Raw genomic sequence first — 23900 nt, 5'->3', positions numbered from 1 at the left:
GGATCGACGGGATGTTCAGCGATCGGTTCGTCGCTGCTCACGTCTCCCGGCGGCCCCGCACGGCCTGGGCCGCCGTCCGGATCTGCGGCGTCACCAACATCACCTGGCCGAGCACGCCGTTGATGAAGGCCGGCGACTCGTCGGTGGACAGCTCCTTGGCCAGCTGCACCGCCTCGTCGACGGCCACCGGTTCCGGCACGTCGTCGGCGTGCAGCAGCTCCCACACCGCCACGCGCAGGATCGCGCGGTCGACCGCGGGCAATCGATCCAGCGTCCAGCCCTGCAGGTGGGTGCTGATCAGGTCGTCGATGTGGGCCAGCTGATCGCCGACGCCGTGCGCGACCGCGACGGTGTAGGGGTGCAGCGGTTTGACGTCGGGATTCGACTGGGCCAGCGCGATGCGGGTGTCGGCCACCTCGACGGGAGTCAAACCGCGCGCCTCGGCTTCGAACAGCAGGTCCACCGCGCGCTTGCGGGCGTGGTGGCGTCCTTTGGCGGGCCTCGGCGGTTTACCGTCCGGCATGGTCAGCTATTGACCCGGCCCAGGTAACTGCCGTCGCGGGAATCCACCTTCAGCTTGTCGCCGGTGTTGATGAACAACGGCACCTGCAGTTCCGCGCCCGTCTCCACCGTCGCCGGCTTGGTGCCGGCGCTGGACCGGTCGCCCTGCAGCCCGGGCTCGGTGTGGGTGACCACGAGCTCGACCGACACCGGCAGTTCGAGGTACAGCGGGGCGCCGTCGTGGAACGCGATCTGCACCGGCAGACCCTCCAGCAGGAACCGGGCCGCGTCGCCGACCAGGGACTCGGGCAGCGGGTGCTGCTCGTAGTCCTGGCTGTCCATGAACACGAAGTCCGAGCCGTCGCGATACAGATACGTGGCGTCGCGCCGGTCGACCGTGGCCGTGTCGACCTTCACCCCGGCGTTGTAGGTCTTGTCGACGACCTTGCCCGACAGCACGTTCTTCAGCTTGGTGCGCACGAAAGCCGGACCCTTACCCGGTTTGACGTGCTGGAACTCGGTGATCTGCCATAGCTGGCCGTCGATCACCAGCACCAGTCCGTTCTTGAAGTCGGCAGTCGTTGCCACAGTCGGTCTATCTCCTACAGAATGACGGATTTTCAGGGCCGAGCCGGGCCCGGATGCAGCTTACGCGCTGCCCTCGGCACCAGCTAAGTCAGAACCGCCAGCTCCTTGGGGAACCGCGTCAGCAGGTCCGGCGTGGTCGTCGCATGCGCGTCATCCGAACCCACCACCAGGGTGTCCTCGATGCGCACCCCGCCGCGGCCGGGCAGGTAGACACCGGGCTCGACCGTCACGACGGATCCCGCCAGCAGCGTCCCGGTCGAGGTCGCGCCGATCCCGGGCGCCTCGTGGATCTCCAGGCCCACCCCGTGCCCCAGACCATGACCGAAATGGTCGCCGTAGCCCGCGTCGGCGATCAGCCGCCGCGCCGCGCCGTCCACCTCGCGCAGCTCGGCGCCCGGCCGCAACGCCTCCCGCCCGGCCCGCTGCGCCTCGGCGACCAGGGCATAGATCTCCAGCTGCCAATCCGCGGCCTTGCCCAGCACGAAGGTGCGGGTCATGTCGGAGTGATAGCCGGCGAACAGGGCGCCGAAGTCGATCTTGACGAAATCGCCGTCGGCGAGCACCGCGTCGGTCGGCCGGTGGTGCGGGATCGCCGAATGCGGGCCGGCCGCCACGATCGTCTCGAAGGAAATCCCGTCGGCGCCGTGATCGAGCATCAACGCCTCCAGCTCGCGGCTGACCTGGCGCTCGGTCCGGCCGGGCCGCAGCCCACCGCGGGCCACCAGTTCGTGCAGCGCGGCGTCGGCGGCCTCGCAGGCCAGCCGCAGCAGCGCCACCTCGCCGGCGTCCTTGATCTCGCGCAGCGTCTCGACCGCTCCGGCGGCGCGCACCAGCTCGGTCGTTCCGCCGTGCTCCTCGACTTCCCCGCGCAGCGCGTCGAACCCGTCGACGGTCACTACGTTGCTTTCGAAGCCCAGCTTGGACACGCCGGATTCGGCCGCCCGACCCGCCAGGTAGCCGGCCACGGCGCGTTCGATCGCGACCTCGAGATCGGGCGCCTGCTCCGCGGCCTGGGTGCGGTAGCGGCCGTCGGTGGCCAAAACGGCGTCGCGATCGTCAGCGAAGACCAGCAACGCGCCGTTGGAGCCGGAGAAACCGGACAAATAGCGGACGTTATTCAGGTCCGTGACCAGCAACGCGTCCAGCCCACCGGCACCGATCTGGGTTTTTAGCTTGTCTCGACGCTGGGAATGTGTCACGACTCACGACGGTACTCGCTACGCTGATTGCCCATGAGTAACTGGATGGTGCGGGGCTTGGCGTTCGCCGCGGCGATGGTGGTCGTCCGGTTGTTTCAGGGGGCAATCATCAACGCCTGGCAGACCCAGGCCGGCCTGGTGAGCGTGGTACTGCTGCTGCTGTTCATCGTCGGCGTGGTCGTGTGGGGCCTGCTGGACGGACGCGCCGACGCCCGGGCCCACGCCGACCCGGACCGCCGCGCCGACCTGGCGATGACGTGGCTGCTGGCCGGCCTGGTCGCCGGGGTGCTCAGCGGCGCCGTCTCCTGGCTCATCGCGCTGTTCTACAAGGGCCTCTACACCGGCGGGCTGATCAACGAGTTGACGACGTTCGCCGCGTTCACCGCGCTGTGCGTGTTCCTGCCCGGGATCATCGGGGTGGCCGTCGGCCGTTGGCGGGTGGACCGCAATCCGCCCGCCGACCGCGAAGCCGCCACCGAGCGGGCCGACACCGACGTGTTCGCCGCGGCTCGCGCCGACGACGCGCCGACCGGTGAAATCCCGGCCCAGCATCCCGAGGCGCAGGCCGAGGCCCCGACCTCGTCGGTGGCCACGGCCGAACGCGAGGCGCCCACCGAGACGATCCCGACCGGCCGCTGGGGCGCCCCCACCGAATCGATCCCCACGGTTTCCGACGACGCCAAGACCGAAGTGATTCGGACCGACCCCGACCCGGACAAGAAGAACTAGCCGGTCCCGGTGTTAGTTTCGGTGTTGGACCCGGCCAAATAGCGCAGCGCCAACAGATAGCCCTGGACGCCCAGCCCGACGATCACCCCGGTCGCCACCGGGCTCAGATAGGAATGCCGCCGAAACTCTTCGCGCGCATGCACATTCGAAATGTGCACCTCGATCAGCGGGGCGCGTAGTTCGGCGCAGGCATCGCGCAGCGCCACCGAGGTGTGCGTCAGACCGCCCGCGTTGAGGATCACCGGCTCGCCCGCGTCGGCGGCCGCGTGAATCCAGTCCAACAGCTCAGCTTCGCTATCACTTTGCCGCACAACGGCTTTCAAACCCAACCCGGCGGCCTCACGTTCGATGAGAGCGGCCAGCTGCTCGTGTGTGGTGTCCCCGTAGACGTCCGGCTCGCGGCGGCCCAGCCGGCCCAGGTTGGGGCCGTTGAGCACATTGACCGTCAAACTCATGGCGCGCACACCCCCGCATACGCCGTCACCAGCAGACCGGGGTCCGGCCCGACCAGCCGGCCCGGTTTGGCCAGCCCGTCGAGCACCACGAAGCGCAGCACACCGGCGCGGGTCTTCTTGTCCCCCGCCATGTATTCCAGCAGCTGCGGCAAGGCGTCGGGGTCGTAACTGACGGGCAGGCCCAGCGCGGCCAGGATGCTGCGGTGGCGCGCGGCGGTGTCGTCGTCGAGTCGTCCGGTGAGCCGGGCTAGTTCGGCGGCGAACACCAGACCCACCGACACCGCGGCGCCGTGGCGCCACTGGTAGCGCTCGCGGCGTTCGATGGCGTGCGCCAAAGTGTGCCCGTAGTTGAGGATTTCGCGCAGCTCAGATTCCTTCTCGTCGGCGGCGACCACCTCGGCCTTGACGGCGATGGCACGGCGGATCAGCTCGGGCAGCACGTCGCCCCCGGGGTCCAGCGCCGCCTGCGGGTCGGCCTCAATGAGGTCCAGGATCACCGGGTCGGCGATGAACCCGGCCTTCACGATCTCGGCCATCCCCGCGATGATCTCGTTGCGGGGCAACGTTTCCAGGGTGGCCAGGTCCACCAGGACGGCCAGCGGCTGGTGGAACGCGCCCACCAGGTTCTTGCCGGCGTCGGTGTTGATGCCGGTCTTGCCACCCACCGCCGCGTCGACCATGCCCAGCAACGTCGTCGGCACGTGCACGATCGAGACACCCCGCAGCCAGGTGGCCGCGGCGAAACCCGCGACGTCGGTGGCCGCCCCGCCGCCGAGGCTGACCAGAGCGTCCTTACGCCCAATGCCGATGCGCCCCAACACTTCCCAAATGAATCCGACGACCGGCAGATCTTTGCCGGCCTCGGCGTCCGGGATCTCGATGCGGTGCGCGTCGACGCCCTTGTCGGCCAGGTAGCCGCGCATCGCCTCGGCGGTCTGCGCCAAGACCGGCTGATGCAGGATCGCGACCCGGTGCCGGTCACCGAGCAGCTCGCCCAATTCGGTGAGCAATCCGGTGCCGATCACGACCGGGTAGGGCGGATCGACGGCCACCTGCACGGTGACCGGTTCAGAAGTTTCAGTCATGTAGTCGCCTTGGACTGGTGGGTATTGGGCAAGCGGGACGTGATGTAACGCACCACCGCGCCCGGGTTACGGCGATTGGTGTCGACCCGCAGGGTCGCCACCCGCCGGTACAACGGGGTTCGTTGCGACATCAGGGCGCGGTATTTCTCGGCCCGGTTACCGCCGGCCAGCAGCGGCCGCGCCGAGGTGCCGCCGGTGCGCCGAATGCCTTCGCGCGCACCGATTTCCAGATAAATGACGGTGTGACCGGCCAACGCCTCGCACACCCCCGAGCTGGTGACCGCGCCGCCGCCGAGTGAGACCACACCTTCGTGTTCGGCGAGCGCGGCGCGCACCACCGCCTCTTCGATGCGGCGGAATTCCGGTTCCCCGTCAGTGGCGAAGATCTCCGGGATGGTGCGGCCGGTCTGCTCCTCGATCAGGGTGTCGGTGTCGACATAGCCGACGCCCAACGCCTTGGCCAGCCGGCGCCCGATGGTCGACTTGCCCGAGCCCGGTAATCCGACGAGTACCGCCCTGGGTGCCACGGTGCGCCTACCCGGACGCCCGGGCGCGGGCCGCCGGTGCCTCGCGCTCGGCGACCGCACGCTGGTAGGCCTCGATGTTGCGCCGGGTCTCGGCCAGCGAATCCCCGCCGAACTTGGCCAGCGCGGCGCGGGCCAACACCAGCGCCACCATGGTCTCGACGACGACGCCGGCGGCCGGCACCGCGCACACGTCGGAGCGCTGGTGGATCGCGACGGCCTCGTCGCCGGTGGCCATGTCGACGGTGGCCAGCGCCCGCGGCACGGTCGAGATGGGCTTCATCGCCGCCCGCACCCGCACGGCCTGGCCGTTGGTCATGCCGCCTTCCAGGCCACCGGCGCGGTTGGTGGAGCGCACCACCCCGTCCGGGCCGGGATACATCTCGTCGTGGGCCTGGCTGCCGCGCCGGCGGGCGGTGGCAAAACCGTCGCCGATCTCCACACCCTTGATCGCCTGGATGCCCATCACGGCGGCGGCCAGCTGGCTGTCCAGGCGGTTGTCGCCGCTGGTGAACGAGCCCAGCCCGATGGGCAGGCCCAGCGCGACCACCTCCACCACCCCGCCCAGGGTGTCGCCGTCCTTCTTCGCCGCTTCGATCTCGGCGATCATCGCCTCCTCGGCCGCCTTGTCGTAGGCACGCACCGGGCTGGCGTCGATGGCGGCCAGGTCGCCGGCCCCCGGCGGCGGGCCCTCGTAGGGCCGCGACGGGCCGATCGAGACGACGTGGGAGAGCACCTCAACACCGAGGGCCTGTCGCAGGAACGCCCGCGCGACGGTCCCGGCCGCGACGCGGGCGGCGGTCTCGCGCGCGCTGGCCCGTTCCAGTACCGGCCGGGCGTCGTCGAAACCGTACTTGAGCATCCCGGCGTAGTCGGCGTGACCGGGGCGCGGCCGGGTGAGCGGCGCGTTGCGCGCCGAGTTCTCCAGCTCGGCCGGGTCGACCGGGTCGGTGGCCATCACGGTCTCCCACTTCGGCCACTCGGTGTTACCGATCTCGATCGCGATCGGCCCGCCCAGGGTCACGCCATGGCGCACCCCGGCCAGCACGGTCACCGCGTCGCGCTCGAAGGCCATCCGGGCACCGCGGCCGTAGCCGAGGCGGCGACGCGCCAATTGGTCGGCGATTTCGGTGGAGGTGACCTCTACGCCGGCGACCATGCCCTCGACCACGGCGATCAGCGCGCGGCCGTGGGACTCCCCGGCAGTGATCCAACGCAACACGCGTGCCATTGTCCCATGGGCGTCAGAAGAAGCTGCTTTCCGGCAGGTCCGCACCGTTGACGGCGACGTCGCCGAGCACCCGCGCCTTGTACACCGTCGGGTTGTGCGAGAACAGCGTCCGCAGGTTGCGCCAGTGCCGATCCAACAGCGCCGACGCCTGTATCGCCGAGGCGCCGCCGACGTCGAAGACGCGCGAGGCCGCCCGCAGCGCCGGCTCCTGGATCGCGACCTTGACCCGGGCGGCCGCGATCGAGGACCGCTTCTCCAATTCCGGGTCGATCCCGGTGGTGCGGGCCGCCTGCAGCGCGGGGGCGAGTTCGGCCGCCGCGCTGCGGACCAGGGCCTGCGCGGCGTAGGCCACCGCGTCGATCTCCCCGACCACCTGCAGCAACTGCGGATCGGCCGTCGGCTGGTCGACGCTGGCGAAGGTGTAGGTGCGGCGCCGCCCGCGGACCAGCGTCGCGGCGTCGGTCGTCAACGCCCGCAGGATCCCCGCGGCCACCGCATGCAGATACAGCTGCATCAACGCGCCCCGGGCGCGGTCCAACCCGATCGTGGCGCCCAGCGGGAACACCTCGTCGGCCGCGACCTCGACATCGTGGAAAACCGTTGTGCCGCTGCCAGTTTGGCGCTGACCGATGCCGTCCCAGTCGTCGACGTGCTCGACGCCGGCCCGGTCGACGGGTATCACCACGGCGGTCGGTGCGCCGTCGTCGCCCTGCGCGGTGATGCGCAGATAGTCGGAGAACTGGGCGCCGGTGCTGTAGAACTTCTGGCCGCGCAACCGCAGGCCGTCGGCGGTCGCCACCAGCCGGGTGTCGCGGTCGTTGCCGCCGATCGACTTCTGGCTTCGTTCGGCGTTGGCGCCGCCGATCAGCCCGCCCTCGGCGACCACCGCGATCCACCGGTCGCTGCCCGGTCGGCTCGGTTGGACCTGCAGTTCCTCGACCAGCGCGTGGTGCACCCGCAGGATGTGCGCGAGGTCCGGGTCCGCCTCGGCCAGCGCGATGAGGTGATCGAAGAACTCCGGCACGGTGTAGCCCGCACCGCCTAGTTCGCGGGCCAATCGCACGGCACCCAGCCGGTGTTCCCGGACGAGCTTGAGCCCGCGCAGCGGCGGCTCGGTCAGCCCGTCGGCCAAACGCCGGCGATAGTCTTCGGCGATTTCGGCGAATACCTGATCGAGTGCGGGCATGCGCCGAAACATAGGCGGGCATGACCGCACCGGCAACGATTTCCAGCGTCACAATTTTTAAGCCAGCGCCACCGCCGCCGCGGTGGCCAGGCACATCGACGGACCGTGGGGCACGGCGCCGCGCCAAGCCGCCCCCAGCGCAGCGGTCAGCAGCGGCGCGGTCAGCGCCGCGGCGAACCACGCCGCGACGCCGAAGCAGCCGGCCAGCCCGCCCAGGCCGATGGCCAGCTTCACGTCGCCGGCCCCCATCCCGGCCGGCGCGATCAGGTGCACGAGCAGATATAGCCCGGTCAGGGCCGCGGCTCCGGCCAGTGCGGGCCCGCCGCGCCCGACGCACGACGCCGCCACCAGGATCACGCCCGCCCCGGGCAGGGTCAACAGGTTGGGCAGTCGACGCTGCCGGATGTCGTAGCAGCTCAACGCCGCCAGCCAGCCGCACACCAGCACCGCCGCCGTCGCCCGCACCGCCGGGACGTTAGTCCAGGGCGGCCAGCGCGCAAGTCATCGCTTCGCGCGGGGCCGGCAGCCCGGTGAACTGCTCGACCTGCGCGAACGCCTGATGCAGCAGCATCTGCACGCCGTTGATCACCCGGCCGCCGGCGGCGGTCACCGCGGTGGCCAGCGGGGTGGGCCAGGGGTCGTAGACGGCGTCCAGCAGCACGGGAATCGACGCGAACGTCCCGGCGTACCACGCCGCCACGTCCACCGGAATGGTGCTGACCAGCACCTCCGCGGCCGCGACCTCGTCGGCCAGGCCCCTGGCGCGGGGGCCGTCCAGGCCGCAGATCCGGGTCGGCACGCCGAGCCGGGTGCCCAGCTCGACCAGCCGGGCCGCCTTGTCGGTGTTGCGGGCCACGACGGTGATGCCGCGGACACCGAGCTGCGCCAAGCCGGCCACCGCGGCCGGTGCGGTGCCCCCCGATCCACAGACCAGCGCCCATCCCGAGGCCGACCCGATCGCGCCGGCGACGCCGTCGATGTCGGTGTTGTCGGCACGCCAGCCGCGTTGCGTGCGCACCAGCGTGTTCGCCGATCCCACCTGGGCGGCGCGGTCGGTGTGCTCGTCGGCGAACTTCAACGCGGCGAACTTGCCGGGGGCGGTCACCGACACCCCGACCCACTCCGGGCCGAACCCGCCGACCACCCGCGGCAACTGCTCGGCGTCGCACTCGATGCGCTCGTAGGTCCAATCGTGCAGGCCCAGCGCTCGATAGGCGGCCAGGTGCAGCTGCGGGGACTTCGAATGCGCGATCGGCGACCCGAGCACCGCCGCCTTGCGCGGGCCCGCGTCAGCGGGGCGTGCTGTCGAGGACACCGTTGTGCTTGGCCAGCTCGATATTCGCCAGATGCTGCTTGTAATCCCGGGTGAACAGCGTGGTGCCCTGGCCGTCGATGGTGACGAAGTACAGCCAGTCCCCCGGCTCGGGATGTTCGGCGGCGCGCAGCGCGTCGATGCCCGGGGAGCAGATCGCGGTGGCGGGCAGCCCCTGCGAGACATAGGTGTTCCACGGTGTCTTCTGGGCACGGTCGGCGTCGCTGGTCGCCACCTCGCGCCGGTCCAGTGGATAGTTCACCGTCGAGTCGAACTCCAGCGTGTGGTGGGCGTTGAGCCGGTTGTAGATGACCTGCGCCACCTTCGCGAAATCCGGGGCGTTCGATTCCTGCTGCACCAGCGAGGCCACCACGAGGATGTCGTAGGGCGACAGCTTCAGGGCCTGCGCGGTGTCCAGCAGCCCGGACTGCGCATACACCACGGCACCGGCGCTGATCAGGTTCGTCAGGATCTCCTGCGCCGGCGCCGACGGGTCGACGTTGAAGGTGCCCGGCGCGATCAGCCCCTCGAGTCGGCGGTGATCGCTGCCGAGCTCGGTGACGGGCTGGATCGCCCACGCCGGCACCGACAGCACGTTGGGCGGGGTGTTGCCCGCCGCCGCGCGCAGGTCGGCCACCGAGACGCAATGGGTGTGACCGTCGAGGTCGACGCAGCTGGCGCGGGAGATCAGGGTGAGAATCCCCGGTGTCACCACGTTGGTCTTCATGTCGGTGGTGTCGTCGAGCTGGCGGCCCTCGGGGATGACGAGCTTGCCCACCCGGTTGCCGGGGTCGGTCAGCCGCGCGACGGCCGAGGCCGCCGGGATCTCGGTGCGCATCCGGTAGTAGCCCGGCTGGATGGAGTTGATCGCGGCGTTGCCGTGCGCGGCGTTGACGAAGGCCCGCACGGTGGCGACTACACCCTGGTTGTGCAGGGTTTCGCCGACATTCGTCGTCGAGTCGCCGGCCTGGATCGCGATCACGATGTCGCGCTTGCCGTCTCCGCTGTAGTCGTCGCCGGTGCCGAACATCGTGTGCCACATCTTGGAACCGACGACCACCGCGGCGACCACGATCACGGCGAGCAGGCCCACAGCGATGCGGCCGGTGAATCGGCGCCGCCGGCGTCCCCGCTCGGCCCGGATGCGGGCCACCCGGCTGGACCGGGTTCGGGGCGGACCCACCGCGGTCGGTTCGGCCCGTTCGTCGCGCGCGCTCTCAACCATCGACGGCATCCCCCATGCCCGGCTCTCTGACGGCGGCTCGGCGCTGATCAAGCCAGCTCTGCAGGATCGCGACGGCCGCGGCCTGATCGATCACCGCCCGCTGCGCCTTGGCCCGCACCCCGGCCGCGCGCAGCGAGCGCTGCGCGCTGACGGTGGTCAGCCGTTCGTCGGCCAGCCGCACCGGCGTCGGCGCCACCCGCCGGGCCAGCGCGTCGGCCACCTCGATCGCGTCGAGGGCCGACGGTCCGGTGCGGTCGGCCAGCGTCCGGGGCAGGCCGACGATCACCTCGACGGCCTGCAGCTCGGTGACCAGCTCGGCCAGCCGGCGCAGGTGCCTGCCGGACCGGTCGCGGCGCACCGTCTCCACCGGGGTGGCCAGGATGCCGTCGGGATCGCTGGCCGCCACGCCGATGCGGACGGTGCCCACATCGACCCCCATCCGGCGCCCCCGGCCGGCGTCCTGATCGGGGTCGCCGGGCCGGTCGGGCAAGCGATGCTGTGCCAAGTCCACTCAACCGACCCGCGCTGTCGCGGCGATCTGCGAACGCAGTGCGTTCAGCGCCGCATCGATGCCGGCCGGGTTCTTGCCCGACCCCTGCGCCAGGTCGGGCTTGCCGCCGCCGCGTCCGTCGACGGCCGCGGCCAGCTCTTTGACCAAGTCGTCGGCGCGCAGGCCGAGTTCCTGGGCGGCCGCATTGGTGGCCACGGCGTAGGGCACCGTCGCGCCGTCGTCCCCGACACTGATCAGCGCGACCACCGCGGGATCGCCGCCGAACTTGCCCCGGATATCGCCGACCAGGGAGCGCAGATCGCCCGCCGTCATCCCACCGGACATGCGCTGTGCCACCACACGGACGTTACCGATCCGCTCCGCGCCGGCCGCGGCGTTGGTCGCCGCGGCGCGGGCACCGGCCATCCGGGCCCGCTCGAGTTCCTTCTCGGCGGCCTTGAGCCGCTCGACCAGATTGGCCACCCGGGCGGGCACCTCCTCCGAGGGCACCTTCAGCGACGAGGCCAGCCCGGCCATCAGGGCACGTTCCTTGGCCAGGTGCCGGAACGACTCCAGCCCGACGTAGGCCTCCACCCGGCGCACCCCGGAGCCGATCGACGACTCGCCCAGAACGGTCACCGGTCCGATCTGCGCTGAGTTGTGCACGTGGGTGCCGCCGCACAGCTCCAGCGAGAACGGACCGCCGATCTCCACCACCCGCACCTCGTCGGGATAGGCCTCGCCGAACAGCGCCATCGCGCCCATCGCCTTGGCCTTCTCCAGCTTCTCGGTGAAGGTGTGCACCTGGTAGTCGGCCTGCACGGCCTGGTTGGTGACCTCTTCGATCTGGCCGCGCTGCTCATCGGTGAGCGGGCCCTGCCAGTTGAAGTCGAAACGCAGGTAACCCGGTCGGTTCAACGATCCGGCCTGAACGGCGTTGGGCCCCAACACTTGTCGCAGTGCGGCGTGCACCATGTGGGTGCCCGAATGCCCCTGCGTGGCCCCCTTGCGCCAGCCCGGGTCCACCGCGGCGACCACGGTGTCGCCCTCGACGAATTCGCCGGACTCGACGTTGACACGATGCACCCACAGGGTTTTCGCGATCTTCTGCACGTCGGTGACGGCGGCCCGGGCGCTCGCCCCCGAGCCGGTTCCGCTGATGGTGCCCTCGTCGGCGATCTGGCCGCCCGACTCGGCATACAGCGGGGTGCGGTCCAAGACCAGCTCGACCCGCTGCCCGTCACCGGCGCCGTGCGCCACCACCGGAACTCGCTTGCCGTCAACGAAGATTCCCAAAATCTTTGCCTCGGAGGTCAATTCGTCAAACCCGGTGAACTCCGTGGGTCCCGCGTCGACCAGTTCGCGGTACGCGCTGAGGTCGGCGTGCGCATGCTTGCGTGCGGCGGCGTCGGCCTTGGCCCGCCGGCGTTGCTCGGCCATCAGTTCCCGAAAGCCGAGCTCGTCGACGGACAGGCCGGCCTCGGCGGCCATCTCCAGGGTGAGCTCGATCGGAAAGCCGTAGGTGTCGTGCAGGGTGAAGGCGTCCGAACCCGAAACCGTGGTCTTCCCAGCCGCTTTGGTGCTGCCGGCCACCTCGTCGAACAACTTCGAGCCCGAGGTCAGGGTGCGGTTGAACGCGGTCTCCTCGGCCACGGCGATGCGGCGGATCCGGTCGAAGTCCGCCACCAGCTCGGGATACGACGGGCCCATCGCGTCGCGCACGGTGGCCATCAGGTCGCCGACGATGGGGCCCTCGATGCCCAGCAGTTTGGCCGAGCGGACCACCCGGCGCAGCAGCCGGCGCAGCACATAGCCGCGACCGTCGTTGCCGGGGCTCACCCCGTCGCCGATCAGGATCGCGGCGGTGCGGCTGTGGTCGGCGATGATGCGGTACCGCACGTCGTCGGCGTGGTTACCGGCGTCGTAGCCGCGGGGCGCGCGGGCCGCCACCATGTCGATGACCGGCCGCAACAAGTCGGTCTCGTAGACGTTGTGCACGCCCTGCAGGATGAACGCGACGCGTTCCACACCCATGCCGGTGTCGATGTTCTTGCGCGGCAACGGCCCGAGAATCTCGAAGTCTTCCTTGCTGGTGCCCTCGCCCCGCTCGTTCTGCATGAACACGAGGTTCCAGATCTCGATGTAGCGGTCCTCGTTGGCGATCGGGCCGCCCTCGACGCCGAACTCCGGCCCCCGGTCGTAGTAGATCTCCGACGACGGGCCACACGGCCCGGGGATCCCCATCGACCAGTAGTTGTCGGCCATACCGCGGCGCTGGATCCGCTCGGCCGGCAGACCGGCGATCTCCTGCCACAGCTGCACGGCCTCGTCGTCGTCGAAATAAACTGTGGTCCAGATCTTTTCGGGATCCAACCCGTATCCGCCGTCGGCGACGGATGTGGTGAGCAGCGACCAGGCCAGCTCGATGGCCCCCCGCTTGAAGTAGTCGCCGAACGAGAAGTTGCCGGCCATCTGGAAGAAGGTGTTGTGCCGGGTGGTGATGCCCACCTCGTCGATATCCGGGGTGCGGATGCACTTCTGGATACTGGTGGCCGTCGGGTACGGCGGCGTGCGCTGCCCGAGGAAGAACGGCACGAACTGGACCATGCCGGCGTTGACGAACAACAGGTTGGGGTCGTCAAGGATCACCGACGCGCTCGGCACCTCGGTGTGACCCGCCTTCACGAAATGATCAAGAAATCGCTTCCTGATCTCGTGTGTCTGCACTCTTTTCCGCTTCTTCCTGATATCGGCTGTTCAACGCTGTTTTGCGAAGCTGTTTCGAACGCACACAGTACCGGCCCCGGCGCGGCCACCCGGCCGGCAGCTAGCCCCCGAGAAAGCTCAGCCGGACCGAACGTCGCGGGTTGTCCCTGTTGAGGTCGACCAGAACGATGCTCTGCCAGGTGCCCAGCTGCGGCTCACCGCCCGCGACCGGGACCGTCACCGACGGCGCGACGATCGCCGGCAACACATGGTCGGCGCCGTGGCCCGGGGAGCCGTGCGCATGCCGGTAGCGGTCATCGCGCGGCAGCAGCCGCTCCAGCGTGTCGACCAGGTCGTCGTCGGAACCGGCGCCCGTCTCGATGATCGCGATCCCGGCCGTCGCGTGCGGGACGAACACATTGCACAGGCCGTCCCCACAGGAGAAGCAGAACCTGCGCACCGCGTCGGTCAGATCGACGATGCGCCGACGGGTGGTGTCGACCTCAAGCACGTCCGTATGCATCGAATCAAGACTACGGCGCATCAGCCCTTCTCAACCCCTTCTGAACGTTGCCACCCGTACTACGGAGGAGGAAGGTAGTCGGTGAGACCGGTGGCGCCACCGGGGGCGCTGCTGGCAAACACAGCAGGGAGCCATCGTGTACGCACGTTCTTTCACCATCGACGGGCAGCCGCTCTCGGTCGACATCGGGATCGCCCATGTTCGCGACGTCGTCATGGCGCAAATGCAAGAGATCGACGGATATGTCGGGATGTCATTGTTGGTCGACCGCCAGTCCGGGCGCTGCATCGCGACCAGCTCCTGGAACTCCATCGCGGCGATGCGCGCCAGCGCCGAGCGGGTGGCGATGATCCGCGACCACGTCGCGTTGATGTTCGACGGCAGCGCCAGCGTCGAGGAATGGCGGATCGCCTCGCTGCACCGCCGGCACCGCTCGCCGGAGGGCGCGTTCGTGCGCGCCACCTGGCTCAAGGTGGTGCCCGACCAGCTGGAGCGGTCGATGGACTTCTACCGGATGGCGGTGCTACCGGAGCTGGAGACGCTGGAAGGGTTCTGCAGCGCCAGCCTGCTGGTCGATCACCCGGCCGGGCGCCGCGCGGTGTCCTGCTCGACCTTCGACAGCCAGCTGGCAATGGCGCGCAACAGCGAGGCCGCCGGCGAGCTGCGCAGCCGCCGGGCTCGCGACCTGGGCGCCGAGATCATCGACGTCGCCGAGTTCGAACTGGCGATCGCGAGGCTGAGCGTGCCCGAGCTGGTGTGAGGCGTCAGCCGCGGGCCGTGCGCGCCCGAATGTGACGGCGTCACACTCGGCGGCGGGGCGCGTCACGAGCGTTCCCGTTTCCTGCGGATGATCGCGCGCAGCCGGTCCAGCCGCCCGGCGATCTCGCGTTCGACACCGCGCCCGGTGGGCCGGTAATAGTCGACGCCGACCAGCTCATCTGGTGGATATTGTTGGGCGACAACACCTTCCGGGCTGTCGTGGGCGTATTTGTAGCCCTGTGCGTTGCCGAGTGCCGCCGCACCCGAGTAGTGACCGTCGCGCAGATGCGCCGGTACCAGACCGGCCTTGCCGGCCTTGATGTCGTTCATCGCTGCGGTCAGCGCGCTGGTCACCGCGTTCGACTTCGGCGCGGTGGCCAGATGGATGGTCGCGTGCGCCAACGTCAGCTGCGCCTCGGGCATGCCGATCAGCGCGACGGTTTGCGCGGCGGCCACCGCGGTCTGCAGCGCCGTCGGGTCGGCCATCCCGATGTCCTCGCTGGCCAGGATCATCAGCCGACGCGCGACGAACCGTGGGTCCTCCCCGGCGACGAGCATGCGGGCCAGGTAGTGCAGGGCGGCGTCGACGTCGGAGCCGCGCACCGACTTGATGAACGCGCTGATCACGTCGTAGTGCTGGTCTCCGTCGCGGTCGTAGCGCACGGCGGCCTTGTCCAGCGACTGCTCGACGGCCGCGACGGTGAGCTCACCGCCCGGCTCGACCGCCTCGGCCGCCACCTCTAGCGCGGTCAGGGCGCGGCGGGCGTCGCCGGCGGCTAACTGCACCAGCAGGTCGACGGCCCCGGGCTGCACGGCGATCTGGCCGCCGAGGCCCCGGGGATCGTCGATCGCGCGCTGCACCACGGTGCGGATGTCGTCGGCGGTCAACGGGCGCAGCTGCAGGATCAGCGAGCGCGACAGCAGCGGCGCGACGACCGAAAACGACGGGTTCTCGGTGGTTGCGGCCACCAATAACACCACCCGGTTCTCCACCGCGGAGAGCAGCGCGTCCTGCTGGGTCTTGGAGAACCGGTGCACCTCGTCGATGAACAACACCGTCTGCTCGCCGTGCAGCAGGCCCCGGCGGGCAGTGTCGATGACGGCCCGGACGTCTTTGACGCCCGCCGACAACGCCGACAGCGCCTCGAAGCGACGGCCGGTCGCCCGCGAGACCAGCGCCGCCAACGTCGTCTTACCGCTTCCCGGTGGACCGTAGAGGATGGCCGATGCCACACCGGATCCCTCGACCAGGCGGCGCAGCGGCGAACCGGGCGCGAGCAGGTGGTCCTGGCCGACGACTTCGTCCAGCGACGCCGGCCGCATCCGCACCGCCAGCGGGGCGCCGGCCGACCCGGCCGACCCGGCCAGGGCGGCCGGGTCGACATAGCCCGGACCGGCCGGCGGCGATTCACCGGGCAGGTCGAACAGACCGTCGGACACGTTTTCAGGCATACCACGCGGACCCGACGCGGACGTCGCGACGGCAGCGCGGGCCGCGACCGGACACCGGCAAGACAACCAACACAGGCAAACGCCAATCCTCGCTCCCGGGCCGCTTATTTGCTAAGTTCCGCATTGCCCCAGTTCTTTGCGCGTGTGCCCGCAAGCTTCTCTCACTGCGACAGCGAATCAGGACGGCAAATGAGCCAGCCACCCGAACACCCAGGCGATCCGGCCGGCGCTCACCCCGGCGCTCAAAGCCCCGGCTACCCGCCCCCACCGCCACCGCCCGGCTATGGCGCACCCCCGCCCGGCTATCCGCCACAGCCGGGCTTCGGCAGCCCCTACGGAGCCCCGCCGTCACCGCAATTTGACATCGGCGAGGCGGTGAAATGGTCGTGGGGCAAGTTCACCCAGAACGCCGCGGCGCTGATCGTGCCGGTGTTGGCCTACGCCGCGGCGATCACCGCCGCCATCCTGGTGGCCGCGCTGTTGCCGATGGCGTTCGGCGAGAGCACCAGTACCACGTACACCGACAGCTTCGGCGAGACCACCAGCGGCGTCGAAATCGCCTACGGCCCGGCGTCGATCGCGGTGATGATCGTCGGCTACGTCCTGCTGTTCCTGGTGGTGGTGTACATGCACGCCGCGTTGCTGACCGGCGGTCTGGACCTCGCCGACGGTAGGCCGGTGAGCATCGGATCGTTGTTCAGGCCCCGCAACCTCGGCACGGTGCTGATCACCAGTCTGCTGATCGCGATCGGCATAGCCATCGGCTCGATCCTGTGTTTTGTCCCCGGCCTCATTTTCGCGCTGGCCACCTTGTTCGCGCTGACGTTCGTGATCGACCGGTCGTTGTCACCGGTGGAATCCATCAAGGCCAGCATCGCAACCGTCCGCGCCAACATCGGGCCGTCGCTGCTGTCCTGGCTGGTCCAGTACGCGGTGGTGCTGGTCGGCGAATTGTTGTGCGGGGTGGGCATTATCGTGGCCCTGCCGATTGCCGCGTTGATCCAGGTCTACACCTACCGCAAGCTTTCCGGCGGCCAGGTCGTCCCGCTGGACCAGCCCGGTTACCCGCCGGGACCGCCGCCCGGGCCGCCGCCCGGCCAGCAGTTCGCCTAGCCGGCTTCGCCGAATGAGCGAACCCGCACCGCACCCCGGCCGCCTGAGCACCGCATTCGGCTGGGCGTGGAATGCGTTCACCCGCAACGCCGTAACGCTGATCGTGCCCACCGCCATCTACGGCGTGCTATTCGCCGCGGCCTCCACCCTGAACTTTCTCGGCCAGAACATGAGCACGAACTTCACCAAGTTCGACTTCACCGACTACAACTTTTCGATGGACTTCAGTCCCACCGGGGTGGCTGTCATCGGGCTGGGCTACGTCGTCTCCCTGGTCGTGACCGCCTACGCGCAGGCCGCGTTCTTCGCCGGCTGTCTGGACATCGCCGACGGCCGGCCGGTGAGCATCGGATCCTTTTTCAAGCCGCGCAACCTCGGCATGGCGTTTCTGGCCGCGTTTCTGGTCAGCGTGGTCACCGCGATCGGGTATGCCGCCTGCTTCCTGCCCGGGCTGCTGGTGGGGATCTTCACCCAGTTCACCATCCTGTTCGTCGTCGATCGCGCCCAGTCGGCCGGCAGAGGCTTCACGTCCGGTGTCGCCCTGGTCTGGTCGAATTTCGTCGCCGCGCTGCTGGTGTGGCTGGTGTCCGTGGCGGCCATCGTCGTCGGCTCGTTGGCGTGCGGCATCGGCCTGCTGGTGACCGTCCCCGTCGCGGCGCTGATCATGACCCACGTCTACCGCACGCTTTCCGGTGGTCAGGTCGCGCCCGCGGCACCGCCGGGACCGCTGCCCGCCTAGCGAACACGTCCCACCCGCCGTCGCACGGCCCGCTGGACCGGCGGCGCGCTGCAGCCTGGGCACGCGTGTGATGAGATCAGCGGTTATGAGCATCAAAGTTGCGCTGGAGCATCGCACCAGCTACACCTTTGACCGGCTGGTCTCAGTGTTCCCGCACGTCGTGCGGCTGCGTCCGGCCCCGCACTCACGCACTCCCATCGAGGCCTACTCACTGCGCGTCGAGCCCGCCGAGCACTTCATCAACTGGCAACAGGACGCGCTCGGCAATTTCCTTGCCCGGCTTGTCTTTCCGAACCCGATGCGTCAGCTGACCATCACCGTCGGGCTGATCGCCGACCTCAAGGTGATCAACCCCTTCGACTTTTTCATCGAGGAGTGGGCCGAAACCTGGCCGCCCGCTTCGGGGTCGATCTATCCCAAGGCGCTCGCCGAGGACCTCAAGCCGTACCTGCGGCCGGTCGACGAGGCCGACGAGGGGTCGGGCCCCGGCGAGCTCGCCCAGGCGTGGACGCGCAACTTCTCGGTACCCGACGGCACCCGCACCATCGACTTCCTGGTCGCGCTGAACCGGGCGATCAACGCCGACGTGGCCTACAGCCTGCGCATGGAACCCGGTGTCCAGACACCGGATTTCACGCTGCGCACCGGCGTCGGCTCGTGCCGGGACTCGGCGTGGCTGCTGGTGTCGATCCTGCGCCAATTCGGCCTGGCCGCCCGGTTCGTGTCCGGCTACCTGGTGCAGCTGGCCTCCGACGTCGAGGCGCTCGACGGGCCGTCCGGGCCCGCCGCCGATTTCACCGACCTGCACGCCTGGACCGAGGTGTACATCCCCGGGGCGGGCTGGATCGGGCTCGACCCGACCTCGGGGCTGTTCGCCGGCGAGGGCCACATCCCGCTGGCGGCCACGCCGCACCCGGCCAGCGCCGCCCCGATCACCGGCAGCACCGAGGTGTGTACCACCGCGCTGGAGTTCTCCAACACCGTCACCCGCATTCACGAGGATCCGCGCGTCACGCTGCCCTACACCGACGCGGCGTGGGAGACGATCTGTGCGGTCGGTCGCAGCGTCGACGAACGCCTCGCCGCCGCCGATGTCCGGCTGACCGTCGGCGGCGAACCGACCTTCGTCTCGGTGGACGACCAGGTAAGCAAGGAATGGACGACCCAGGCCGACGGCCCGCACAAGCGGCAGCGCGCCTCGGAGCTGGCCGCCCGGCTGAAATCGGTGTGGACCCCCCAGGGACTGGTGCACCGCGGGCAGGGCCGATGGTATCCGGGAGAACCGTTGCCGCGCTGGCAGATTGCACTGTACTGGCGCACCGACGGGCAACCGCTGTGGACCGACGAGACGCTGCTGGCCGACCCCTGGGCAGCAGAGCCGATGAGTTCCACGGCCGACGACGAGTCGGCGTACAAGGTGCTCGCCGGGGTCGCCGAGAGCCTGGGGCTGCCGCTGTCCCAGGTGCGGCCGGCCTACGAAGACCCGCTGGCCCGCCTCGCGGCGAAAGTCCGGCTGCCGCAGGGTGACGCGGTGCGGCCCGAGGACGACCTCAGCGCCGACGACGCGGCCGCCCGTGCCGCGCTGCTGGCTCGGCTCGACGAATCGACCACGGCCCCAGCCGCTTTCGTGCTGCCGTTGCATCGCCGCGAGGACGTCGACGGCTGGGCCAGCGCCGACTGGCGACTGCGCCGCGGCCGGATCGTGCTGCTCGAAGGGGATTCGCCGGCGGGGTTGCGACTGCCGCTGAACTCGATCAGCTGGAAGCCGCCCCGACCGTCGTTCGACACCGATCCCTTGACCGTCGGCGACGCGCTGGTGACGGAGTCGACCAGCGCGCAGACCACCGACGACGACAGCGCGCCGACGACCGCGATGGTCGCCGAGGCCCGCGACGGGTTGCTGTATGTGTTCCTCCCGCCGACCGAGGCGCTGGAACACTTCGTCGACCTGGTCGCGCGGGTCGAGGCCGCCGCGGCCGAGACCCACACCGCGGTGGTGATCGAAGGCTACGGGCCGCCGCCGGACCCGCGGCTGCAGTCGACGACGATCACGCCCGACCCGGGCGTCATCGAAGTCAACATCGCGCCCACTGCCAGTTTCGACGAACAACGACAGCAGCTCGAAACCCTGTACGAGCAAGCACGATTGGCCCGACTGTCGACGGAATCGTTCGACGTCGACGGCACGCACGGCGGCACCGGCGGCGGCAACCACATCACGCTGGGCGGGGTGACACCCGCGGACTCGCCGCTGCTGCGCCGCCCGGATCTGCTGGTCTCGCTGCTGACCTACTGGCAGCGGCACCCGTCGCTGTCCTATCTGTTCGCCGGCCGCTTCGTCGGCACCACCTCGCAGGCGCCTCGGGTGGACGAGGGCCGCAGCGAGGCGCTGTACGAACTCGAGATCGCGTTCGCCGAGATCGCGCGGCTCTCCGCCGCCAAGGGCGGGCCCCCGCCGTGGGTGACCGACCGCGCGCTGCGCCACCTGCTGACCGACATCACCGGCAACACCCACCGCGCCGAGTTCTGCATCGACAAGCTCTACAGCCCCGACAGCCCACGCGGCCGGCTCGGGCTGCTCGAGCTGCGGGGCTTCGAGATGCCGCCGCACCTGCGCATGGCCATGGTGCAGTCGCTGCTGGTGCGCGCGCTGGTCGCCTGGTTCGCCGAAAAACCGCTGCACGCGCCGCTGATCCGGCACGGTGCTAACTTGCACGGCCGATACCTGTTGCCGCACTTTTTGATTCACGATATCGCCGACGTCGCCGCCGACCTGCGCGCGCACGGCATCGCATTCGAGACCAGCTGGCTGGACCCGTTTACCGAATTCCGCTTCCCGCGCATCGGCACCGCAGTCTTCGACGGTGTGGAGATCGAGTTGCGCGGCGCGATCGAGCCGTGGAACACCCTGGGCGAAGAAGCCACCGCGACCGGCACCGCCCGCTACGTCGACTCCTCGGTCGAGCGGCTGCAGGTACGCATCATCGGCGCCGACCGGCACCGCTATCTGGTCACCTGCAACGGCTACCCGGTGCCGCTGCTGGCCACCGACAACCCCGACATCCACGTGGGCGGGGTCCGCTACAAGGCCTGGCAGCCGCCCAGCGCGTTGCATCCGACCATCACCACCGACGTGCCGCTGCAATTCGAGCTGATCGACCTGACCACGGGAACCTCGCGCGGCGGCTGCACCTATCACGTGTCGCATCCCGGCGGCCGGGCCTACGACGAGCCACCGGTGAACGCCGTAGAGGCTGAGGCGCGGCGTGCCCGCCGGTTCGAGGCGACCGGCTTCACACCCGGCAAGCTCGATCTGTCGGACCTACGCGAGAAACAAGCGCGGATATCCACCGACATCGGCGCGCCGGGGATTCTGGACCTGCGACGCGTGCGTACCGTGCAGCAGTAATCACGTCTTCGCAGAACTGGCATCGCAATGGCACTCGACCCCTCGACGGTAACGGCCTCGTCCGGCGACCGCTACGACGCCGACCGGCTGCTCGCGGGTTACCGGACCGCGCGCGCCCAGGAGGCGCTGTTCGACCTGCGCCCCAGTACGCTGCACGGCGCGGGCTACGACGAATTCCTGGACGCCGACGGCAGGGTCCGCCCGGCCTGGGTCGAGGTCGCTGACACCGTCGCGCAGCGGGGCCGGGCCGGGCTGAATCAGCTGCGCGCGGTGGTGCACAGCCTGATCGACAACGACGGGATCACCTACACCGACGTCCATCCCGACGATCCGCACGCGCTGGAACCGCGGCCGTGGAACCTCGACACCCTGCCGATCGTGTTGTCCGCGGCCGATTGGGAGGCGCTGGAGGCGGGGCTGGTGCAGCGCTCGCGCCTGCTCGACGCCGTGCTCGCCGACCTGTACGGGCCGCGTAGCCTGCTCACCGACGGCATGCTGCCGCCGGAACTGGTGTTCGCTCATCCCGGCTACGTGCGGGCGGCCGCCGGCATCGAAATACCGGGACATCACCAGCTTTTCATGCATGCCTGCGATCTGAGCCGACTGCCCACCGGCAGCTTCGAGGTCAATGCGGACTGGACGCAGGCGCCTTCCGGCGCGGGTTATGCCCTGGCCGATCGGCGCGTCATCGCGCACGCGATACCCGATCTGTACGAGCGCATCGCGCCGCGGCCCAACACCCCGTTCGCGCAGGCGCTGCGGCTGGCCCTGATCGACGCAGCCCCCGACGTCGCCCAGGACCCGGTGGTGGTGGTGCTGTCCCCCGGCATCTACTCCGAAACCGCCTTCGATCAGGCCTATCTCGCGACACTGCTGGGTTTTCCGCTGGTGGAGAGCGCCGACCTGGTGGTGCGCGACGGCAAGGTGTGGATGCGCTCGCTGGGCACGCTCAAACAGGTCGACGTCGTTCTGCGGCGCGTCGACGCGCTCTACGTCGACCCGCTGGATCTGCGGGCCGACTCCCGGCTGGGCGTGGTGGGGTTGGTGGAAGCCCAACGCCGCGGCACGGTGACCGTGGTCAACACCCTGGGCAGCGGAATCCTGGAAAGCCCCGGGGTGCTGCGTTTCCTGCCGGAGCTGGCCGAGCGGCTCCTCGGCGAGGCCCCGCTGCTGAACACCGCACCGGTGTACTGGGGCGGTATCGCCGCCGAGCGCTCCCACCTGCTGGCCAACCTGTCATCGCTGCTGGTCAAGTCCACCGTCGGCGGGGAAACCCTTGTCGGGCCCGAACTTTCGTCGTCGCAACGCCAGGAGCTGGCGGACCGGATCCAGACCATGCCGTGGCAATGGGCCGGCCAGGAGCTGCCGCAGTTCTCCTCGGCGCCGACCGACCACGCCGGCATGTTGTCCTCGGCCGGGGTCGGCATGCGGTTGTTCACGGTCGCACAACGCGGCGGGTATGCCCCGATGACCGGCGGCGTAGGCTACGTGCTGGCCGCGGGAACCGCCGCATATTCCCTGAAAACTGTTGCCGCCAAGGATATTTGGATACGGCCGACGGAACGGGCACGGGCCGAGACGATCACCTTGCCAACCGAGATGAAGCCGGTGAAGACCGCCGCGGGCACCTGGGGCGTCAGCTCACCACGCGTATTGTCCGACCTGTTCTGGATCGGGCGGTATGGCGAGCGCGCCGAGAGCACGGCCCGGCTGCTGATGGCCGCCCGGGACCGCTTCCACGTGTACCGCCACCAGCAGGACACCGAGGAAAGCGTGGTGGTGCCGGTGCTGATGGCCGCCCTGGGCCGCATCACCGGGACCGACACCGGCGCCGGCAACGATCCCGCCGAGATGATCGCGATCGTCCCGTCGACGCTGTGGTCGCTGACCGTCGATGCGAACCGCGCCGGCTCGCTTGTTCAGTCGGTCGAGGGGCTGGACCTGGCCGCCCGAGCGGTACGCGACCAGATGTCCAACGACACCTGGATGGTGCTGGCCAATGTGGAGCGTGCGCTGACCCACCGGGCCGAGCCGCCACAGTCGCTGGCCGAGGCCGACACGCTGCTGGCGTCGGCGCACGCGCGCACGCTGGCCGGGATGCTGACCCTGTCCGGGGTGGCCAGCGAATCGATGGTGCGCGACGTGGGCTGGTCGATGATGGACATCGGCAAACGCATCGAACGTGGCCTGTGGCTGACCGCTCTGCTGGGCGCCACGCTGACCACCGCGCGGGGCGCCGGCGCCGAGCAGACGGTGATCGAGTCGACGCTGGCGGCCTGCGAGTCGTCGGTCAGCTATCGGCGCCGCACCGTCGGCAAGGCCAGCGTCGCCGCGGTCGCCGATCTGATGCTGTTCGACGCGGACAATCCGCGCTCGCTGCTGTATCAGCTGGACCGGTTGCGGGCCAACCTCAAAGAGCTGCCCAGCGCGTCGGGCTCGTCGCGCCCGGAGCGCATCGTCGAGGAGATCGCCACGCTGTTGCGCCGCTCGCACCCAGCCGAGCTGGAGATGGCCGACGCCGAGGGACGGCGTACCGAGCTGGCCGATCTGCTGGCCACCGTCCACACCGAGCTGCGCGACCTGGCCGAGGTGATCACCGAGACCCAGCTCACCCTGCCCGGCGGCATGCAGCCGCTGTGGGGGCCCGACGCACGCCGCGAGATGCCCGCCTAGC

Annotated in this window: 21 protein-coding genes; 6 read left to right on the top strand and 15 right to left on the bottom strand. The window is 69.9% G+C overall.

What is annotated here, in order from left to right; translation table 11 throughout:
* Window positions 1-37: 37 nt before the first annotated feature.
* From nusB to AWC25_RS19865, 3 genes are all read right to left on the bottom strand, one after another.
* Window positions 38-523: a transcription antitermination factor NusB gene (nusB, locus tag AWC25_RS19875; RefSeq protein ID WP_069402099.1), complete on the bottom strand. Its 486-nt coding sequence runs from the start codon at window positions 521-523 to the stop codon at window positions 38-40.
* Window positions 524-525: 2 nt separating this feature from the next.
* Entirely contained in the window at window positions 526-1089 is a 564-nt protein-coding gene (gene efp / locus AWC25_RS19870) for an elongation factor P (protein ID WP_069402100.1), read from the bottom strand.
* A gap of 83 nt (window positions 1090-1172) precedes the next feature.
* The gene (locus tag AWC25_RS19865) at window positions 1173-2288 is read right to left on the bottom strand and encodes a M24 family metallopeptidase (RefSeq protein WP_085167326.1); all 1116 of its coding nucleotides are present in this window, start codon (window positions 2286-2288) and stop codon (window positions 1173-1175) included.
* A 33-nt stretch (window positions 2289-2321) separates the two neighbouring features.
* On the opposite strand from AWC25_RS19865, the gene AWC25_RS19860 reads away from it, so the two are divergent.
* On the top strand, window positions 2322-3017 hold the full coding sequence (locus AWC25_RS19860; protein WP_211281060.1) for a B-4DMT family transporter: 696 nt from the start codon (window positions 2322-2324) through the stop codon (window positions 3015-3017).
* On the opposite strand, the gene aroQ is transcribed toward AWC25_RS19860, so the two are convergent.
* From aroQ to AWC25_RS19805, 11 genes are all read right to left on the bottom strand, one after another.
* A complete protein-coding gene (gene aroQ / locus AWC25_RS19855) occupies window positions 3014-3472 on the bottom strand; it encodes a type II 3-dehydroquinate dehydratase (RefSeq protein ID WP_069402126.1) in 459 nt (152 codons plus the stop codon). The genes AWC25_RS19860 and aroQ overlap by 4 nt on opposite strands.
* Entirely contained in the window at window positions 3469-4557 is a 1089-nt protein-coding gene (aroB, locus tag AWC25_RS19850) for a 3-dehydroquinate synthase (protein WP_069402102.1), read from the bottom strand. Before aroB ends, aroQ begins: the two co-directional genes overlap by 4 nt.
* Window positions 4554-5084: a shikimate kinase gene (locus tag AWC25_RS19845; RefSeq protein WP_069402103.1), complete on the bottom strand. Its 531-nt coding sequence runs from the start codon at window positions 5082-5084 to the stop codon at window positions 4554-4556. Before AWC25_RS19845 ends, aroB begins: the two co-directional genes overlap by 4 nt.
* Window positions 5085-5091: 7 nt before the next feature.
* Window positions 5092-6303 (bottom strand): chorismate synthase, encoded by a 1212-nt coding sequence (aroC, locus tag AWC25_RS19840; RefSeq protein ID WP_085167332.1) that lies wholly within the window; start codon window positions 6301-6303, stop codon window positions 5092-5094.
* A gap of 22 nt (window positions 6304-6325) precedes the next feature.
* Complete coding sequence (locus AWC25_RS19835) at window positions 6326-7498, bottom strand: acyl-CoA dehydrogenase family protein (protein WP_244899558.1); 1173 nt, start codon at window positions 7496-7498, stop codon at window positions 6326-6328.
* Between the two features lie 57 nt (window positions 7499-7555).
* On the bottom strand, window positions 7556-7963 hold the full coding sequence (locus AWC25_RS19830; protein WP_069402105.1) for a prepilin peptidase: 408 nt from the start codon (window positions 7961-7963) through the stop codon (window positions 7556-7558).
* A gap of 10 nt (window positions 7964-7973) precedes the next feature.
* Window positions 7974-8813, bottom strand: coding sequence for a shikimate dehydrogenase (locus AWC25_RS19825; RefSeq protein ID WP_069402106.1), 840 nt, complete (start codon window positions 8811-8813; stop codon window positions 7974-7976).
* Complete coding sequence (locus tag AWC25_RS19820; protein ID WP_069402128.1) at window positions 8788-10035, bottom strand: endolytic transglycosylase MltG; 1248 nt, start codon at window positions 10033-10035, stop codon at window positions 8788-8790. Before AWC25_RS19820 ends, AWC25_RS19825 begins: the two co-directional genes overlap by 26 nt.
* Window positions 10028-10546, bottom strand: a complete 519-nt coding sequence (gene ruvX, locus AWC25_RS19815; RefSeq protein WP_069402107.1) for a Holliday junction resolvase RuvX — start codon at window positions 10544-10546, stop codon at window positions 10028-10030. Before ruvX ends, AWC25_RS19820 begins: the two co-directional genes overlap by 8 nt.
* Window positions 10547-13252, bottom strand: coding sequence for an alanine--tRNA ligase (gene alaS, locus AWC25_RS19810; RefSeq protein WP_085167323.1), 2706 nt, complete (start codon window positions 13250-13252; stop codon window positions 10547-10549).
* Between the two features lie 100 nt (window positions 13253-13352).
* The gene (locus tag AWC25_RS19805) at window positions 13353-13742 is read right to left on the bottom strand and encodes a secondary thiamine-phosphate synthase enzyme YjbQ (RefSeq protein ID WP_211281061.1); all 390 of its coding nucleotides are present in this window, start codon (window positions 13740-13742) and stop codon (window positions 13353-13355) included.
* 148 nt (window positions 13743-13890) lie between these two features.
* Here AWC25_RS19805 and AWC25_RS19800 point away from each other — a divergent pair, with 148 nt between their 5' ends.
* Complete coding sequence (locus tag AWC25_RS19800; RefSeq protein ID WP_069402110.1) at window positions 13891-14514, top strand: hypothetical protein; 624 nt, start codon at window positions 13891-13893, stop codon at window positions 14512-14514.
* 62 nt (window positions 14515-14576) lie between these two features.
* Here the strand turns inward: AWC25_RS19800 and AWC25_RS19795 are convergent, their stop codons facing one another.
* Complete coding sequence (locus AWC25_RS19795; RefSeq protein WP_085167321.1) at window positions 14577-15965, bottom strand: replication-associated recombination protein A; 1389 nt, start codon at window positions 15963-15965, stop codon at window positions 14577-14579.
* A gap of 189 nt (window positions 15966-16154) precedes the next feature.
* On the opposite strand from AWC25_RS19795, the gene AWC25_RS19790 reads away from it, so the two are divergent.
* From AWC25_RS19790 to AWC25_RS19775, 4 genes are all read left to right on the top strand, one after another.
* Window positions 16155-17078 carry a DUF2189 domain-containing protein gene (locus AWC25_RS19790; protein ID WP_069402112.1) on the top strand — a complete coding sequence of 308 codons (924 nt, stop codon included), beginning with the start codon at window positions 16155-16157 and terminating at the stop codon, window positions 17076-17078.
* 13 nt (window positions 17079-17091) lie between these two features.
* The gene (locus AWC25_RS19785; protein WP_198166709.1) at window positions 17092-17817 is read left to right on the top strand and encodes a hypothetical protein; all 726 of its coding nucleotides are present in this window, start codon (window positions 17092-17094) and stop codon (window positions 17815-17817) included.
* Window positions 17818-17902: 85 nt separating this feature from the next.
* Complete coding sequence (locus AWC25_RS19780; RefSeq protein ID WP_069402113.1) at window positions 17903-21226, top strand: transglutaminase family protein; 3324 nt, start codon at window positions 17903-17905, stop codon at window positions 21224-21226.
* Between the two features lie 27 nt (window positions 21227-21253).
* Window positions 21254-23899 carry a circularly permuted type 2 ATP-grasp protein gene (locus AWC25_RS19775; protein WP_085167320.1) on the top strand — a complete coding sequence of 882 codons (2646 nt, stop codon included), beginning with the start codon at window positions 21254-21256 and terminating at the stop codon, window positions 23897-23899.
* Window position 23900 lies beyond the last annotated feature (1 nt).

The organism is Mycobacterium sherrisii (assembly GCF_002102355.1).
Classification (GTDB): Bacteria; Actinomycetota; Actinomycetes; order Mycobacteriales; family Mycobacteriaceae; genus Mycobacterium; species Mycobacterium sherrisii.
This window is presented reverse-complemented; position numbering and strand designations above follow the sequence as displayed.

Coding starts and splice junctions, on each gene's coding strand:
- aroB (WP_069402102.1), bottom strand. CDS start 4,557: ATGACTGAAACTTCTGAACCGGTCACCGTGCAGGTGGCCGTCGATCCG.
- AWC25_RS19795 (WP_085167321.1), bottom strand. CDS start 15,965: ATGCCTGAAAACGTGTCCGACGGTCTGTTCGACCTGCCCGGTGAATCG.
- aroQ (WP_069402126.1), bottom strand. CDS start 3,472: ATGAGTTTGACGGTCAATGTGCTCAACGGCCCCAACCTGGGCCGGCTG.
- AWC25_RS19860 (WP_211281060.1), top strand. CDS start 2,322: ATGAGTAACTGGATGGTGCGGGGCTTGGCGTTCGCCGCGGCGATGGTG.
- AWC25_RS19790 (WP_069402112.1), top strand. CDS start 16,155: ATGAGCCAGCCACCCGAACACCCAGGCGATCCGGCCGGCGCTCACCCC.
- nusB (WP_069402099.1), bottom strand. CDS start 523: ATGCCGGACGGTAAACCGCCGAGGCCCGCCAAAGGACGCCACCACGCC.
- AWC25_RS19780 (WP_069402113.1), top strand. CDS start 17,903: ATGAGCATCAAAGTTGCGCTGGAGCATCGCACCAGCTACACCTTTGAC.
- AWC25_RS19785 (WP_198166709.1), top strand. CDS start 17,092: ATGAGCGAACCCGCACCGCACCCCGGCCGCCTGAGCACCGCATTCGGC.
- AWC25_RS19835 (WP_244899558.1), bottom strand. CDS start 7,498: ATGCCCGCACTCGATCAGGTATTCGCCGAAATCGCCGAAGACTATCGC.
- AWC25_RS19775 (WP_085167320.1), top strand. CDS start 21,254: ATGGCACTCGACCCCTCGACGGTAACGGCCTCGTCCGGCGACCGCTAC.
- AWC25_RS19820 (WP_069402128.1), bottom strand. CDS start 10,035: ATGGTTGAGAGCGCGCGCGACGAACGGGCCGAACCGACCGCGGTGGGT.